This is a genomic window from Streptomyces hamibioticus (genome assembly GCF_047946815.1).
In the GTDB taxonomy this organism is placed as follows: Bacteria; Actinomycetota; Actinomycetes; order Streptomycetales; family Streptomycetaceae; genus Streptomyces.
Window position 1 is genome coordinate 460,804 of record NZ_JBKKQY010000001.1, and the last position, 14,580, is coordinate 475,383.

The following is a 14,580-nucleotide window of genomic DNA, read 5'->3' on the forward strand; positions in this document are numbered from 1 at the left end:
ATGTACACCAGCTCTGATCTTGGTCGCCTCGCCCGTTGTACGGCCTGGGTCCCGGGTCGGATCGCGCACGGCTGCTGAGCACGCCGTTCTGATGTGCCCCTTTGCGGCACATTCGATGTGCCCTTTTGCGGCACATTTCAGGTTTCCCGTTTCCATTTCTCGGCACGTCCTCTTCACGTGCCCTTTTGCGCCCGCTCCTCTCCTGTGGCGCGCCTGAACACAGAAAGCTGCCTGAAAATTGGCGAACATAATGAATCGACCGATCGCGCACCGAAACGAAGGCCTGTCATGGTAGCGGCGCGGATCACGGTCAACGGGAAAGAAGCACCGATTTCGCCTGCCGCGCCCCACACGACAGTGCTGGACTTCCTGCGCGAGCGTGGCCTCACCGGCACCAAGGAGGGATGCGCCGAAGGGGAATGCGGCGCCTGTTCCGTCCTGGTGGCCCGCCCCGGGGTGAACAAGCCCACCGACTGGGTGGCGGTCAACGCCTGCCTGGTGCCGGTCGCGGCGCTCGACGGCCAGGAGGTCATCACCTCCGAGGGACTCGCCACCGCGGGCGAACCCGGCACGCCGCCCGCCCTGCACCCGGTGCAGGAGGAGATGGCCGTCCGCGGCGGCTCCCAATGCGGTTACTGCACGCCCGGGTTCGTCTGCAGCATGGCTGCCGAGTACTACCGGCCGGACCGCTGCGCCCACGCGGAGCCGGCCGACAGCGCCGACGCCGAGCACGGTCCGAACGGTTTCGACCTGCACGCGCTGAGCGGTAACCTGTGCCGCTGCACCGGTTACCGTCCGATTCGCGATGCCGCGTACGCCGTCGGCACGCCCACCGACGAGGACCCGCTCGCCCAGCGGCGCGAGCAGTCCCCGCCCGCACCGGTCGCCACCGAGTACACCCGGGACGGCAGCGCGTTCCTGCGGAAGGACACCCTCGCCGAAACGCTGCAGGTGCTGCGCGAGCGACCCGACGCGGTGGTGGTCGCCGGCTCCACCGACTGGGGCGTGGAGGTGAACATCCGCTCCCGCCGGGCGGATTGCGTGGTCGCCATCGACCGGCTGCCCGAACTGCGGGAGCTGCGCGTCGAATCCGACCACATCGAGATCGGGGCGGCGCTGACGCTCACCGAGATCGAACGCCGCCTCGACGGCAGCGTCCCGCTGCTGGCGGAGCTGTTCCCGCAGTTCGCGTCCCGGCTCATCCGCAACGGCGCGACCCTCGGCGGCAACCTGGGTACCGGCTCCCCCATCGGTGACAGCCCGCCGGTGCTGCTCGCGCTGGAGGCGTCGCTGGTGCTCGCCGACGCAGACGGTGAGCGCGAGGTCCCGCTGGCGGACTACTTCACCGGCTACCGGCAGAGCGTGCGCCGTCCCGGTGAGCTGATCCGCGCGGTGCGCATCCCGCTGCCGCTGTCGCCGGTCGTGGCCTTCCACAAGATCGCCAAGCGGCGTTTCGACGACATCTCCAGCGTCGCGGTCGCCTTCGCGCTCGACGTCGAGGACGGGGTCGTCCGCAAGGCGCGCATCGGCCTGGGCGGCGTGGCCGCCACCCCGGTCCGCGCCCTCGCCACGGAGGCGGCCCTGGAGGGCAGGCCGTGGTCGGCGGAGACCGTCGAGGCCGCGGCCCGGGTGCTGCGGGGTGAGGGCACGCCGATGGACGATCACCGCGCCAGCTCCCTCTACCGTTCCGCGATGCTCGGCCAGAGCCTGCTGAAGCTGCACGCACAGACCACCGAGGCGGTGCCGTCATGAGTCATCTGTCAGAGCGTCCCGAAAAGCCCGTCGTCGGCGTCGCGATGCCGCACGAGAGCGCCTTCCAGCACGTCACCGGTACCGCGCTCTACACCGACGACCTGGTCCAGCGGACCAAGGACGTGCTGCACGCGTACCCGGTCCAGGTCATGAAGGCCCGCGGCAGGATCACCGCGTTGCGTACCGAGCCCGCGCTCGCCGTGCCCGGTGTGGTCCGCGTGCTGACCGGTGCCGACGTGCCCGGCGTCAACGACGCCGGCATGAAGCACGACGAACCCCTCTTCCCCGACGAGGTCATGTTCCACGGCCACGCGGTCGCCTGGGTGCTCGGCGAGACCCTGGAGGCGGCCCGGCTCGGTGCGGCGGCCGTCGAGGTGGAACTCGATGAACTGCCCTCCATCGTCACGCTGCAGGACGCCATCGCGGCGGGCAGCTATCACGGTGCCCAGCCCCTGATGGTGCACGGCGACATCGACGCGGGCTTCGCCGACTCCGCGCACGTGTTCACCGGCGAGTTCCAGTTCTCAGGTCAGGAACACTTCTACCTCGAGACGCACGCGGCGCTGGCCCTGGTCGACGAGAACGAGCAGGTGTTCGTCCAGAGCAGCACCCAGCACCCCTCGGAGACGCAGGAGATCGTCTCGCACGTGCTCGGTGTGCCCGCCCACGAGGTGACCGTGCAGTGCCTGCGGATGGGCGGCGGCTTCGGCGGCAAGGAGATGCAGCCGCACGGGTTCGCGGCCATCGCCGCGCTCGGCGCCAAGCTGACCGGCCGGCCGGTCCGGTTCCGGCTCAACCGGACCCAGGACCTGACCATGTCCGGCAAGCGGCACGGGTTCCATGCCAAGTGGAAGATCGGTTTCGACGCCGACGGCCGCATCCAGGCCCTCGACGCCGCCCTGGTCGCGGACGGCGGCTGGAGCCTGGACCTGTCGGAGCCGGTCCTCGCCCGCGCGCTGTGCCACATCGACAACACCTACTGGATCCCCAACGCGCGCGTCGCCGGTCGCATCGCCAAGACCAACACGGTCTCCAACACCGCCTTCCGCGGCTTCGGCGGGCCGCAGGGCATGCTGGTGATCGAGGACATCCTGGGCCGCTGCGCGCCCCAGCTCGGCCTGGATCCCATGGAGCTGCGGGAGCGCAACTTCTACCGGCCTGGCCAGGGTCAGACGACGCCGTACGGTCAGCCGGTCACCCAGGCCGAGCGGATCTCCGCCGTCTGGCAGCAGGTGCAGGAGAAGGCCGGCATCGCCGACCGCAAGCGCGAGATCGCCGCCTTCAACGCCGCGCACCCGCACACCAAGCGGGCCATCGCGGTCACCGGCATCAAGTTCGGCATCTCGTTCAACCTCACCGCCTTCAACCAGGGCGGCGCGCTGGTGCTGATCTACAAGGACGGCTCGGTCCTGATCAACCACGGCGGCACCGAGATGGGCCAGGGCCTGCACACCAAGATGATGCAGGTGGCCGCGACCACGCTGGGCATCCCGCTGCACAAGGTCCGCCTCGCCCCGACGCGTACCGACAAGGTGCCCAACACCTCCGCCACCGCCGCCAGTGCCGGGGCGGACCTCAACGGCGGGGCGATCAAGAACGCCTGTGAGCAGCTGCGCGAGCGGCTGCTGCAGGTGGCCGCCTCCCAGCTGAGCGCGAACGCTTCGGACGTGCGCATCGTCGAGGGCGTCGCACGTGCCCTGGGCAGCGACAAGGAGCTGGCCTGGGACGACCTGGTGCGCACCGCGTACTTCCAGCGCGTTCAGCTGTCGGCGTCCGGCTTCTACCGGACCGAGGGGCTGCACTGGGACGCGAAGACGTTCCGGGGCTCGCCGTTCAAGTACTTCGCCCACGGCGCCGCGGCGACCGAGGTGGAGGTGGACGGCTTCACCGGCGCGTACCGCATCCGGCGCGTGGACATCGTGCACGATGTCGGCGACAGCCTGTCCCCGATGATCGACATCGGCCAGGTGGAAGGCGGTTTCGTGCAGGGCGCGGGCTGGCTGACGCTCGAGGACCTGCGCTGGGACACCAGCGACGGCCCGAACCGCGGCCGGCTGCTGACCCAGGCGGCGAGCACGTACAAGCTGCCGAGCTTCTCGGAGATGCCCGAGGAGTTCAATGTGACGCTGCTCGAGCACGCCACCGAAGAGGGCGCGGTGTACGGGTCCAAGGCGGTGGGTGAGCCTCCGCTGATGCTGGCGTTCTCGGTGCGGGAGGCGTTGCGGCAGGCCGCCGCCGCGTTCGGGCCGAGCGGGGCCGGTGTCGAGTTGGCCTCCCCCGCGACGCCGGAGGCGGTCTACTGGGCGATCGAGGCGGCTCGCCAGGGCGGTGCCTCCTCGAACGGTCCCGCCCCCGACGGGGCGGCCGCCAACGGCCACGCAGCGAACGGGTCGGCCGTGAACGGGTCGGCCGGCGCCAGGGTCCGGACCGACTCCGAAGCACTGAGCGGTGCCTGACATGACGTGGGTCGCCGCGGTCGCACGGTTGCGGGCACGCCGGGAGTCCGGCGTGCTGGTGACCGTCGCGACCGTGCGCGGCCATGCCCCGCGCGACGCCGGTGCGAAACTCGTTGTGGGGCAGACCGAGACGTGGGGCTCGATCGGTGGCGGCAACGTCGAGGCCGTGGCGATCGACCGGGCCCGGGAGATGATCGCCGCGTCCAAGCCGGAGCCGGAGCTGATCGATTTCGCCCTGAACGACAAGGTGGTCAACCAGCACGGCGTGCAGTGCTGCGGCGGCACGGTGTCGGTACTGCTCGAACCTCTGCCGGTGGTACGGGCGGTGGCGATCTTCGGCGTCGGGCACGTCGGGCTGGAACTGGCGCGCATCCTGGCGCGTCAGGACCTCGACCTGCATCTGATCGACAGCCGCTCCGAGATCCTCACCAAGGAACGGCTCGACGTGCTGGCGGACGCGGTGGCACAGGTGCACGTGCACCACACGCCGCTGCTGCCCGAGGAGGTGCTGGCGGAGCTGCCGCGCGGCACCCACGTCCTGATCATGACTCATGATCACGCCGAGGACGCCGCTCTGTGCGACGCCGCCTTGCGCACCACCCATCTCGGTTCCATCGGGCTGATCGGGTCGGCGGCCAAGTGGGTGCGGTTCCGCAAACGCCTCACCACCGAGGGCGGTCACGACGAGGCCACCATCGATCGGATCAAGACCCCGATCGGGCTGGCCGACATCACCGGCAAGGAACCGGCGACCATTGCCGTGAGCGTCGCCGCCGATCTGCTGCGCACCTTCGAGACCGAGGAGGGCTGACCTTCCCACCGGACCGACGAAGGCGCCCCGCGCGTGTGCGACGCACACATACGGGGCGCCTTTCGGCACACCTGTGCCGGCCTCCTGTTCCGCGACGCCGGCGGCCGTCCGCCGCGCATCCTGTGGTCAGGCCGTTGTCTTCGACTGCGAGTCGCTGACCTGGGTGCGCAGTTGCTCGTTGATGCGCTGGGCCTCTTCGAGCTGGTCCTCGAGGATGACGATGCGGCAGGCGGCCTCGATGGAGGTCCCCTGGTCGACGAGTTCGCGGGCGCGGGCGGCGATGCGCAGCTGGTAGCGGGAGTAGCGACGGTGGCCGCCCTCGGAGCGCAGGGGGGTGATCAGGCGGTGCTCGCCGAGGGCGCGGAGGAAGGCGGGGGTGGTGCCGAGCATCTCGGCGGCCCTGCCCATGGTGTAGGCGGGGTAGTCGTCATCGTCGAGGTTGTCGACGGGACGGGAACTGCCAGAGGGCATAGACCTCTTCTTTCGGGGACGCGTCGGGGGCCCGGATGCCGTGCGGCATCCGGGCCCCGAGCTTGCAACACCATCTACCGGCACACTGTGCCGACCTTCTTTGTCCGCAGGTTCCGCCTCGGAGGGCAGGGCTGCGGGGATCGCGGATGCGTGACCGGGGACCACCTTCCAATCCGGGGGCCTGCGGTACCCGGACGGACTTCTTCCTCGTCCGGGCGATCCTGATGGCGTTCTGCTCCTTACTTTCGGTTACTCGGTCGTACTGCTGGATACCGCGGGTACTGCTCGCGGCCCGGCCCTGCCGGGCCGCGTCCTGCTTGACGTACTGCGCGGCAGTTCGTCTCTGCCGCGCCCTCATCGACTTCTTGGTACGTCAGAAACAATAACCCTGCGGCCAGCCAATGTCTACTGTGGCGGCGATAGATTTTCTCCAGGACTCAGACCCGGTCGAGGGGAGGCGGGCCCGAAGGCACGGGCCGGGGCTCCCGCCGGTCACAGACTGATGAGCGTGAAGTCGGCAAGCCCGTACAGCCGCCCGTCGACCTGGAGCCGCACTCGGTGGAGACCGGGGTGATAGCGGCGGGTGCTGAGGGGCCGGAAGGAGTGGCGGCGCAGGCCGGTCCAGCGTTCCTGCGGGGCCAGGCTGCGGGTGGTCAGCTTGAAGACCTTGAATGGCCTCGCCGCTTCGGCCCCGGTCACGTTCCAGGTCGGAGGAAACGGCCGGCTCGTCGAGTGGGAGGCCGGCGGACCGGCCTCCGGGGCGGCGGCCCGGCAGGCCCTCGTCCTGGCGGCCGGTCCCGACCAGGCCAGGCTGCGGCGCTGTCCGGCGCCCAGCTGCGGCATGTTCTTCCTGTCCCGCCGGCACGATCAGGCCTGGTGCTCGATCGGATGCGGCAACAGAGCCCGGTCGGCCCGGCGCCGGCACCGGCACCGGGACTGACGGCCAGTGCGGGGCCGCTGGTCAGGGGCTGCTGCGCGGGGAGTGGACGGTGAGGTCGCCGTAGGCGGGCAGCACAGTGGCCAGGTCTCCGGGCCTGCCGCGCAGCGTGGTGTCGAGGAAGGCGGCTGAGGCCGCGGCGCTGAGACGGGGGCCGCCGGTGCGGCCCAGTGAGCCGACGACCGACTCCACCGGGGGCGTGTAGAGGGGCGCGTCCGTGAACGTGAGATGTGCCGCGCCGGGGACGGTGAGCCGGTAGCTGGTCGCGGTGCTCAGGGACAGCATGTGGGTCAGGCTGGGGATGTACTCCGGGTCGATGTCCCGGCGGACGTCCTGGGTGAGCGCCAGGACTGGTTGCGCGAAGGGCTTCGCGCCGGGGTCGTGCGGGAAGCCGTCCAGGTTGACGACGGCGTCGAACCGACCGTCCTGGCGAGCGGCCCGCAATGCGGCTCCCCCACCGAGGGAGTGGCCGGTGGCGGCCACGCCGCTCGGGTCCATGCGCCCGCCCACGGGCCCCGGTATCTCACCGCGGGCGACGCGATCGAGCTGGGTGAGGACGAAGCTCAGGTCGGCAGCCCGGACCGCTGTCCAGGTGGCCGCCAGCTTCTCGTCCCGGCCGGCGTCGCCCGTGGCGGCGACCTTCGTACGGATGGTCCTGCCGTCGGCGAGGACCACGGCTGCCGAGTCGTAGGGGTGGTCGAGGGCCGCTACGACATAGCCGCGGCCGGCCAGTTCCTCCGCCCACGCCGTGTTCTGGGTACGTACGGCGTCCAGTCCCGGGGAGAACAGCACGACCGGGAAGCGTCCGCCTCCCTCTGCCACCGGCGCGTCGACCACCGCGTGGGTGCGGGTGCGAGACAGGCCGTCAAGCAGGAAGCCGGGCACGCCGACGTAGCTCGCGAGCGCGTCGGAGACGATGCCCGCCTCTCGCTCCGTCCGCCCGAGGTACACGGCACTTCGCGCGTCCGCCGTGGTCTTCCGCGCCGGGTACCACAACGGCACCACGACGGTGCGCCGGTCCTCCGCGTCGGCCGTGGCCTCCTCGGGCCGGTCGGCGTCGGTCCACTGCACCACGCTGGTGCCCACGGCGAACGGGCCGGAGGGTGCAGGGAGTTCGGGCTCGGGAAGGGCCCAGGACGCGGCCGGTCCGACGGCGACCAGGCACAGGCACGCCAGGGACACCGGCGCAGCCGCCCACCATCGGGCCCGGCGCCGCGGCCTGCCGCGACGCGCCCGCAGTTCGGCCCCGACGACGACCGACAGGACGAGGGCGGCCACCGCCACCACGGGGAGCAGTTGCCAGCGCAGGCGGCCCGCCACGACCAGCGCCGTACTGGACGTCACCACCATCGCCCCGGCGCCCGACTCGGCCGGCCGGCGCATCCGTTCGGGCAGCCAGCGGGCCGTCACCAGCGCGACGGCACCCACCACGACGACGATTTCCAGGAGGGACATGTGCGGCCCCGGCAGTATCTCGGTCACACGGCCATGCTGGATCCGCGGCCGTCGCTGCGGCATCGAGCTCAGGACGCGACCGTGTGCGACCTGTGGCTGATGTGACCTTCATCCGCGAGCCGCACGGGTGGCGCAACGTGGTGTCGGCACGTGCGGGAGCCCGGCCCCTTGTCCGTTCCGTCCTCCTTCCGGCCGGATCGGCGGAGCGGGCCGTGTGCCGGGGCGGGTGGATCAGCGGTCGGGTGGCCGGTATCCGGGGAACCCGGTGGGGACCGGGCTCGTAGCGTAGGAGGAAATCTTGGGCTGGTTGGTCACCGCGGTCGGCGCAGCACTCATCGCGGTCGCGTTGCGCGACGTGTTCCACACCCTGTGGCATCCGTCGGGCCACGGCGGTCTCAGCACGTCCGTGACGTCGAGTCTGTGGCGGATCAGCCGACGTTCCGGCTTTCCCGCCCGGCTCGCCGCCGTGGTGGGGCCCGCGGCGATGGCGACGGTGGTGGTGATGTGGACGTCGATCATCGTGACGGGCTGGACGCTGGTCTACTGGCCCCACATGCCGGGAGGTTTCTCCTTCGCCCCGGGCCTGGAGACGGAGCAACGGTCCGACGTACTGGACGCTCTGTACCTGTCCCTGGTCACGGTGGGCACGCTCGGCTTCGGGGACGTCGTCCCCACCACGGGCTGGCTCCGCCTTGCCACGCCCGTGCAAGGCCTGATCGGGTTCGCCCTGCTGACGGCCGCCGTCTCATGGCTGGGCCAGATCCACCCCGCCGTCACCCGTCGACGCGTCCTCGCCCTGCGGCTGGCCTCCCTGCGGAAAGCGGCCGAGGCCGGCGGACCGCCGGACGCGGCGTTCACGGCCGGGCTGCTGGAGAGTCTGGCCGCCGACGTCAATCACGTCACCGTCGACCTGAGCCAGCACACGGAGACGTACTACTTCCACGACGGCAAGGGAGGCCGGTCCCTGGCTGCCATGATCGGCTACGCAGGGGACCTGGCCCTGCTGGGGCGGACGTCCCGCAGCGCTGACGTCCGGTTGGGCGCCACCATGCTGGTCATCGCGCTGGAAGAGTTCTCGTCGCTCCTGCGCAGGCAGTTCGTGGAGGCGGAGGGCACGTTCATGGACGTCTTCGCCGCCTACGCACATGATCACGGGTGTTCACTCGTCCGGGGATGACCGGTACGGACAGCGGCGGGGCTCTGCGGGAGCCGCCGGCGGCCGAGGGACGGCAGAGGGACGGGACGCGACGTACCGGCAGCCGGCGCACGACCGCGCGCCTCGGTGGCTGCCGCTCCGCGGTGGCCCGCAGGGGCGGCCGTCGATCGGCCGACCACGTCAGGAGGCGGCCTTGGTGACCGCCTTGAGGAGCTGGTCCCTGTTCATTCTGGACCGGCCCGGGATGCCGAGCCGGCCGGCCCGCTCGTACAACTCGCTCTTGTTCAGCTGCTCCAGTTTCCCCCGGTCCCTCTTTCCGGTGGCCTTGCGCCGCTTCGCCTTGCCGTCTCCGTGCCCGTCGGCGGGCCGCTCCTTCGGCTTCCCCCGTTTGCCGGAGGGCTGCTGCCGGCCCTTGCCGGATTGTTCGACGCTGCGCTGCAGGGCTTCCATCAGGTCGATGACGTCGGTGGCCTGCGGCGGGGCCTCCTCGCTGACGATCTCCTTGCCGTCGGCCTTGGCCTCGACCAGCTCCTTCACCCGCTCCTCGTAGGTGTCGTGGTAGCCCTCGGGCCTCCAGTCGATGGACAGTGCCCCGATCAGCTGCCGCGCCGTCCGCAGCTCCTTGCCCGTGGCCTCCGAGTGGTCGGGCAGCAGGGGAAGCTCACCGTGCGGGTCGCGCACCTCGTCGGCCCAGTGCAGCGTGTGCAGCACCAGGACCTCTTCCTGTGCTCGAAGGGCGACAAGGTACTGCTTGCTGCGCATCACGAAGGTGGCGATGCCGGTCTTGTTCTCCTTCTCCAGTGCGGCCCGCAGCAGCTCGTAGACCTTCGTGTACTCCTCTCCCTTGGGGGCGAGGTAGTAGGTGCGCTGGAAGTAGACCGGCTCGATCCGGTCCAGGTCGACGAAGCCGGTGATCTCGATGACCTGGGACTTGCCGGGGGCGATCTCGTCGAGTTCGTCCGGCTCGACGATCACGTAGTCGCCGCCGCCCAGGTCGTAGCCCTTGACGATCTCGTCGTAGTCCACCTCCTCGCCGGTCCTCTCGTTCACCCGCTGGTAGCGGATGCGGTCGGAGGTGCCGCGCTGCAGCTGGCGGAAGTGGACGGTGTGGTCCTCCGTCGCGGTGAACAGCTGCACCGGCACGGTGACCAGCCCGAAGGTGAGCACCCCGCTCCAGATCGCTCGTGCCATCGCTCATCCCTGGCCTTTCTCGCCGGCTCCGCTGCGCTTTTCCTCGAGCTGCCGGGCGTGGGCGGTGGCGTCCTTCGCCCGGCGCCGGGCTTCCCGCACGGCCCGGTCCGCGTCCCGGAGGCGGTCGCGGGCCTCCCGGGCCGCCTCCCGAGTCCGGTGCTCCTCGGTCTCGGCCTCCTTGAGCTGCCGGGCCAGACCGGCCCGGCGCTGCTCCGCCTGCTGCTGCTCCGCTGCCGCCCGGCGCTCGTCCTCCTCGGCGGTGGACAGCTCCGCTTCGCGCTCCCGCAGCCGGTGTTCGGCGTCCTCGGCCTGCTGCCGGGCGCGCTGGAGGTGCTCCTCCTGCCGTCGGCGTCGGGCACGTGCCGCGTCCAGGTCGGCCACGTCACCGGCCGGACCGCCCTCCCGGCCCCCGGCAGGGCGCGGCCGGGCCTCGGGAACGGAACCCGGTGAGAGGGCGGGGAAACCGACCGGGGTGTTCAACGGCCTGGTCAGGCGTCCCTGAGCCCACTGCTGCGCGGCGTTCGGATCGGCCAGGGCCGCGTGCAGGGTCTCCTGGACCTCGCGCTGGGCATCCTCGCTGATGCGCTGTCCGGCCCGGGCGGTGAGCCGGCCGGCCTGCCGGGCCAGGGCGAAGGTGACCTGCCGCTGCTGGGCCGAGAGCGCACGCAGTTGCTCGCCGTCCATGTCCCGGTGGGCCTGCCGCAGCGCGTCGCCGAGACGGAGCAGACGTTCGGCCTCTTCCGGCTGCTCGCGCACCAGGAGGTTGCTGGCCCAGGCCGCCTGGGTGGGTCGGCGCAGCCGGCGGATCTGTTCGGCCAGGTCGCGGTCCCCGCCCTGGCGGGCGGCCTTGGACCGCTCGTCGCGGACGGCGGTGAACTCGCTCGGCGGCAGGGCGTACAGCTCGTCGCTGACCGTTTCCAGATCCACTCTTCCTCCCGGCCATCACCTCATATATCCATATATGGCCTATTTCACCTGCTCATAGCTACCGTGCCGCCGTCCGGGCGGCCGACGCCTGGAGAGTGTCGGCGCCCGAGCTGACATGCCGCTCGGTCTCCTGCGGGCCGTGCCAGTCCAGGCACATCACGGTGGCATCGTCTCCGAGCCGGCCGTCGGCGGCCTCCCGGACCGCGGTCGTCAGCATCAGCGCGGCCTCCCGCGGATGCAGGTCCCGGGTACGCTCCAGCAGGGCGGGGACGTCGGCCTTCTCCCCATGACCTTCCAGCATGCCGTCGGTCAGCATGAGCAGACGGTCACCGGGGCGCAGATCGATGTCCTGGACACGGTAGGGGTGGGGCCCGATCCCGGAGAGACCGAAGGGAAGGTCCACCTCGCAGGCGATCTCCTCCACCACCCCCTTGCGCAGGCGCAGTGGCCAGGGGTGACCGGCGTTGACGAGCTGGGCCCGGCCGGTGCGGAGATCGATGCGCAGCAGTTGCCCGGTGGCGTGACCGGGGCCGTGATCGACCAGGGCCCGGTCGGCCAGGCGGGCCTGTTCGGCCAGACCGGTTCCCGCGCGGCGGGCGCCGCGCAGGGCGCCCACGAGGACCGTGGCGGCCAGGGCGGAATCGATGTCGTGGCCCATGGGGTCGGTCACCGACACGTGCAGGGTGTCGCGGTTCAGGGCGTAGTCGAACGTGTCGCCGCTGAGATCCTCGGAGGGCCACAGGTTCCCGCACAGGGTGAACTGCGCGGCCTCGCAGGACGGGGAGGGAGGCAGCAGCTGGTACTGGATCTCCGCTGCCAGGGTGGGGGGCCGGGGCCGTTTGCCCCAGGTGTAGAGGTCGGTGAAGCGCCCGTTGGCGATCACGATGTAGGCCAGGGCGTGGGCGGCTTCACTGATCGCGTCCAGGATCTCCTCGCCGGGGTGGGCCGGCAGGACCAGTTCCAGCAGCCCGATCGCGTCTCCCCGGTTGGTGACCGGCACGATCACCCGCTGTCCCTGGCCGGCCGCCTCCCGGTACAGCCGCTGCGTACGGACCACCTGTTCGTAGACGCTGCCGAACATGGGGATCCGCTCGGCTTGCGGCCCGCTCCCCACGGACCCGGCGGTGGACAGCCGCGCCACCGCCTTGCCCGTCAGGTCCACGATGAGGAAGGAGGCCCTGGTCGCCTCGAAGCCCGCCGCAGGTCCTGCGCGACGACGTCGACGGCGTCCACCGGCGCCGCTGTCTCCGCCGCGGTCAGCAGCCGGGGAAGTTCACTCTGTCCACTCATGGCCACAGTCCCTTCCACCGGCCCTCCTCCCAGCTTGGGAGCCTCCGCAGGGGCCGTCAATCCGTGGTCCGTCACGGTAAGTGATGGTGGTCGCGTGTGCGTTCGGGAATGTCATGCCGGGAGTGACCGGGAACGACATGAAGGTCGGCCCACTGTGCGCTCAGCGCCTCCGTGTTCACCTCGTCACGAACCTGAACGGCCGGTGAGGTCTGCTGTGCGGGCCCGGCGTACTGCGGGACTCGGCGCCGACCGGCCACCCGATTCACCGGCGTCGGGTGTCCGTACGAGGCCTCCTGCCGCTCGGCTGGCCTGCGGGGAGACCGGGGCCGTGGCGGGTTGCCCGACCACCGGGCGGGCCCTGCGCAGCGGCCGGGTCCGTTCGTGCCCCTCCGTGCGGCCGGCGGTCCCACTAGGCTGTGCCGCGTTGGCGGGAGCGCGGCCCGTCGTGGCCGAGGGGGACGGGGGAAGCGCCGGTGCGGGCGGAGTGGACGGGGGCCGTGCGCCCCGGCGGGCGGATCGGGCCGTACACGGTTTCTCGCCGAGCTGGCCAGCGGCGGAATGGGACGCGTGTACCTGGCCCGCTCCCCCGGCGGCCGGACCGTCGCCGTCAAGACGCTGCTGGCCACGGCCGGCGACGGCACCGTCCCGGACGCCGACCGCCGCCGGTTCGCCCGTGAGGTCGCGCTCGCCCGGCGCGTGCGCGGCCTGTACACCGCCAGTGTCGTGGACGCCGACGCCTCCGTCCCCTGGTGGCCACCGAATACGTTCCGGCCCCGTCGTTGCGCGAACTGGTCGCCTTCCAGGGGCCCTTGCCGTCACCCGGCCTGCACTGGGTGGCGGCCGGGATGGTCGAGGCGCTGGTCAGCATGCACACCGCGGGGCTCGTCCACCGTGACGTCAAGCCGTCCAACGTCCTGCTGCCCGAGGACGGTCCCCGTGTGATCGACTTCGGGATCTCCCAGGCCGCCGATGTCACCCGTACCAGGGCCGCCCTCGGCACCATCGCCTTCGCCGCGCCCGAACAGGCCCGGGGCGAGCCGACGACCGCGGCCTCCGACGTCTTCTCCCTGGGCGTCACGCTCTTCCACCTGGCCACGGGCCGCAGCCCGTACCGTGACATGGGCCAGGGCACGGCGATCGAACAGCTGGTACGGGCGGCCGAGGGCGATCTCGATCCGTCCGGTCTCCCCGGCGAACTGGCCGCCCTGATCCTGCCCTGCCTCGCTCTGGACCCCGCCGCGCGCCCCGCCCTGCGGCGTCTGCCGGCCCAGGTCGGCCCCGTGCTCGCCGAGCGCCCGCAGGCCCGTGGTGCCACCGACTGGCTGCCGCCGGGCTGGTCCGGCGCGATCGAGCAGCACCGTCGGCGCCGTACCGAGGAGGCCGACGCGGCCGAGCGGCGGATCGACCCCGACGCGGCCACCGAACGCACCCCGTCCGGCGGCGACGCCACCCGCCGCCTGCCCACGCCGTCCTCTCCGCCGCCCTTCCGCCGCGCCCGTGCCGGGCTGTGGGCCGGCGTTGCCCTGGTGGCGCTGCTCGCCGGGGGCGGTGTCGTGTACGCCCTGCAACCGGACGGTGAGGACACGCCGGCAGCGGTACGGCAGGACGTCCGGATGGCCCTGGTGGAGCAGAGCGAGACGGGCGAGTGCACGGACCAACTCCCACCACCCACCTTCCACTCCGCGTCGTTGGGAGCGTGCTTCCGCATCTCCACGCGGGCCGGGGACCGGATGACCGTGCGGCAGCTCCGGGAGGCGCGGGCCGAGTTGGACGAGCAGTCCGCCGGCTGGATGATCCAGACGCGGTTCCGGGACGGAGACGCCGAACGGTTCGCGGCGCTCAGCGAGCGGGCGGCGCAACGCCGGTCGCCGAAGAACCAGATCGCCGTCGTCCTCGGGGACCGTCTCGTCAGTGCGCCCGCCGTCGCGGAGGCCATCACCGGGGGCCAGGTGCAGATCGCCGGCAACTTCACCCAGGACGAGGCGCAGTCCCTGGCCAGGGAACTGGGTGCCCGTTAGCCGCATTCCTGCGATGCGCCGGCCGCGGCATTCCGTTTCCGTGTCCGCCGCCGATGAGGATGAGGGCGCAGCGCGGGCACTCGTCGTCGGCAGAACGGCTTCGGGCTCCGCTCGGT

The 14,580-nt window shown here is 71.6% G+C and carries 11 protein-coding genes and 1 pseudogene; 6 read left to right on the forward strand and 6 right to left on the reverse strand.

Annotated elements, in window-relative coordinates; all coding sequences use genetic code 11:
- Positions 1-288: 288 nt before the first annotated feature.
- Genes ACLGIH_RS02030 through xdhC form a run of 3 tightly spaced genes read left to right on the forward strand, consistent with a single transcriptional unit; the run spans position 289 to position 5,019 of the window.
- A complete protein-coding gene (locus ACLGIH_RS02030) occupies positions 289-1,752 on the forward strand; it encodes a xanthine dehydrogenase small subunit (RefSeq protein WP_416523461.1) in 1,464 nt (487 codons plus the stop codon).
- Positions 1,749-4,208 carry a xanthine dehydrogenase molybdopterin binding subunit gene (gene xdhB, locus ACLGIH_RS02035; RefSeq protein WP_416523462.1) on the forward strand — a complete coding sequence of 820 codons (2,460 nt, stop codon included), beginning with the start codon at positions 1,749-1,751 and terminating at the stop codon, positions 4,206-4,208. Before ACLGIH_RS02030 ends, xdhB begins: the two co-directional genes overlap by 4 nt.
- Position 4,209: 1 nt before the next feature.
- On the forward strand, positions 4,210-5,019 hold the full coding sequence (gene xdhC, locus ACLGIH_RS02040; protein WP_416523463.1) for a xanthine dehydrogenase accessory protein XdhC: 810 nt from the start codon (positions 4,210-4,212) through the stop codon (positions 5,017-5,019).
- A 126-nt stretch (positions 5,020-5,145) separates the two neighbouring features.
- Here the strand turns inward: xdhC and ACLGIH_RS02045 are convergent, their stop codons facing one another.
- Positions 5,146-5,490, reverse strand: coding sequence for a MerR family transcriptional regulator (locus ACLGIH_RS02045; protein ID WP_416523464.1), 345 nt, complete (start codon positions 5,488-5,490; stop codon positions 5,146-5,148).
- Positions 5,491-5,982: 492 nt separating this feature from the next.
- Complete coding sequence (locus ACLGIH_RS02050) at positions 5,983-6,333, reverse strand: hypothetical protein (RefSeq protein WP_416529569.1); 351 nt, start codon at positions 6,331-6,333, stop codon at positions 5,983-5,985.
- On the opposite strand from ACLGIH_RS02050, the gene ACLGIH_RS02055 reads away from it, so the two are divergent.
- On the forward strand, positions 6,332-6,430 hold the full coding sequence (locus tag ACLGIH_RS02055; protein ID WP_416529263.1) for a CGNR zinc finger domain-containing protein: 99 nt from the start codon (positions 6,332-6,334) through the stop codon (positions 6,428-6,430). The genes ACLGIH_RS02050 and ACLGIH_RS02055 overlap by 2 nt on opposite strands.
- A 21-nt stretch (positions 6,431-6,451) precedes the next feature.
- Here the strand turns inward: ACLGIH_RS02055 and ACLGIH_RS02060 are convergent, their stop codons facing one another.
- Entirely contained in the window at positions 6,452-7,909 is a 1,458-nt protein-coding gene (locus ACLGIH_RS02060) for an alpha/beta hydrolase family protein (protein ID WP_416523465.1), read from the reverse strand.
- Between the two features lie 271 nt (positions 7,910-8,180).
- On the opposite strand from ACLGIH_RS02060, the gene ACLGIH_RS02065 reads away from it, so the two are divergent.
- The gene (locus ACLGIH_RS02065; RefSeq protein ID WP_416523466.1) at positions 8,181-9,059 is read left to right on the forward strand and encodes a potassium channel family protein; all 879 of its coding nucleotides are present in this window, start codon (positions 8,181-8,183) and stop codon (positions 9,057-9,059) included.
- Positions 9,060-9,218: 159 nt separating this feature from the next.
- Here the strand turns inward: ACLGIH_RS02065 and ku are convergent, their stop codons facing one another.
- The 3 genes and pseudogenes from ku to ACLGIH_RS02080 all read right to left on the reverse strand — a co-directional run bounded on the left by ku (position 9,219) and on the right by ACLGIH_RS02080 (position 12,446).
- Entirely contained in the window at positions 9,219-10,229 is a 1,011-nt protein-coding gene (ku, locus tag ACLGIH_RS02070; protein WP_416523467.1) for a non-homologous end joining protein Ku, read from the reverse strand.
- A gap of 3 nt (positions 10,230-10,232) precedes the next feature.
- Positions 10,233-11,156, reverse strand: a complete 924-nt coding sequence (locus ACLGIH_RS02075) for a coiled-coil domain-containing protein (protein ID WP_416523468.1) — start codon at positions 11,154-11,156, stop codon at positions 10,233-10,235.
- A 58-nt stretch (positions 11,157-11,214) separates the two neighbouring features.
- Positions 11,215-12,446, reverse strand: a pseudogene (locus ACLGIH_RS02080) (PP2C family protein-serine/threonine phosphatase).
- Positions 12,447-13,195: 749 nt separating this feature from the next.
- On the opposite strand from ACLGIH_RS02080, the gene ACLGIH_RS02085 reads away from it, so the two are divergent.
- Positions 13,196-14,464 (forward strand): protein kinase domain-containing protein, encoded by a 1,269-nt coding sequence (locus ACLGIH_RS02085; protein WP_416523469.1) that lies wholly within the window; start codon positions 13,196-13,198, stop codon positions 14,462-14,464.
- Positions 14,465-14,580 lie beyond the last annotated feature (116 nt).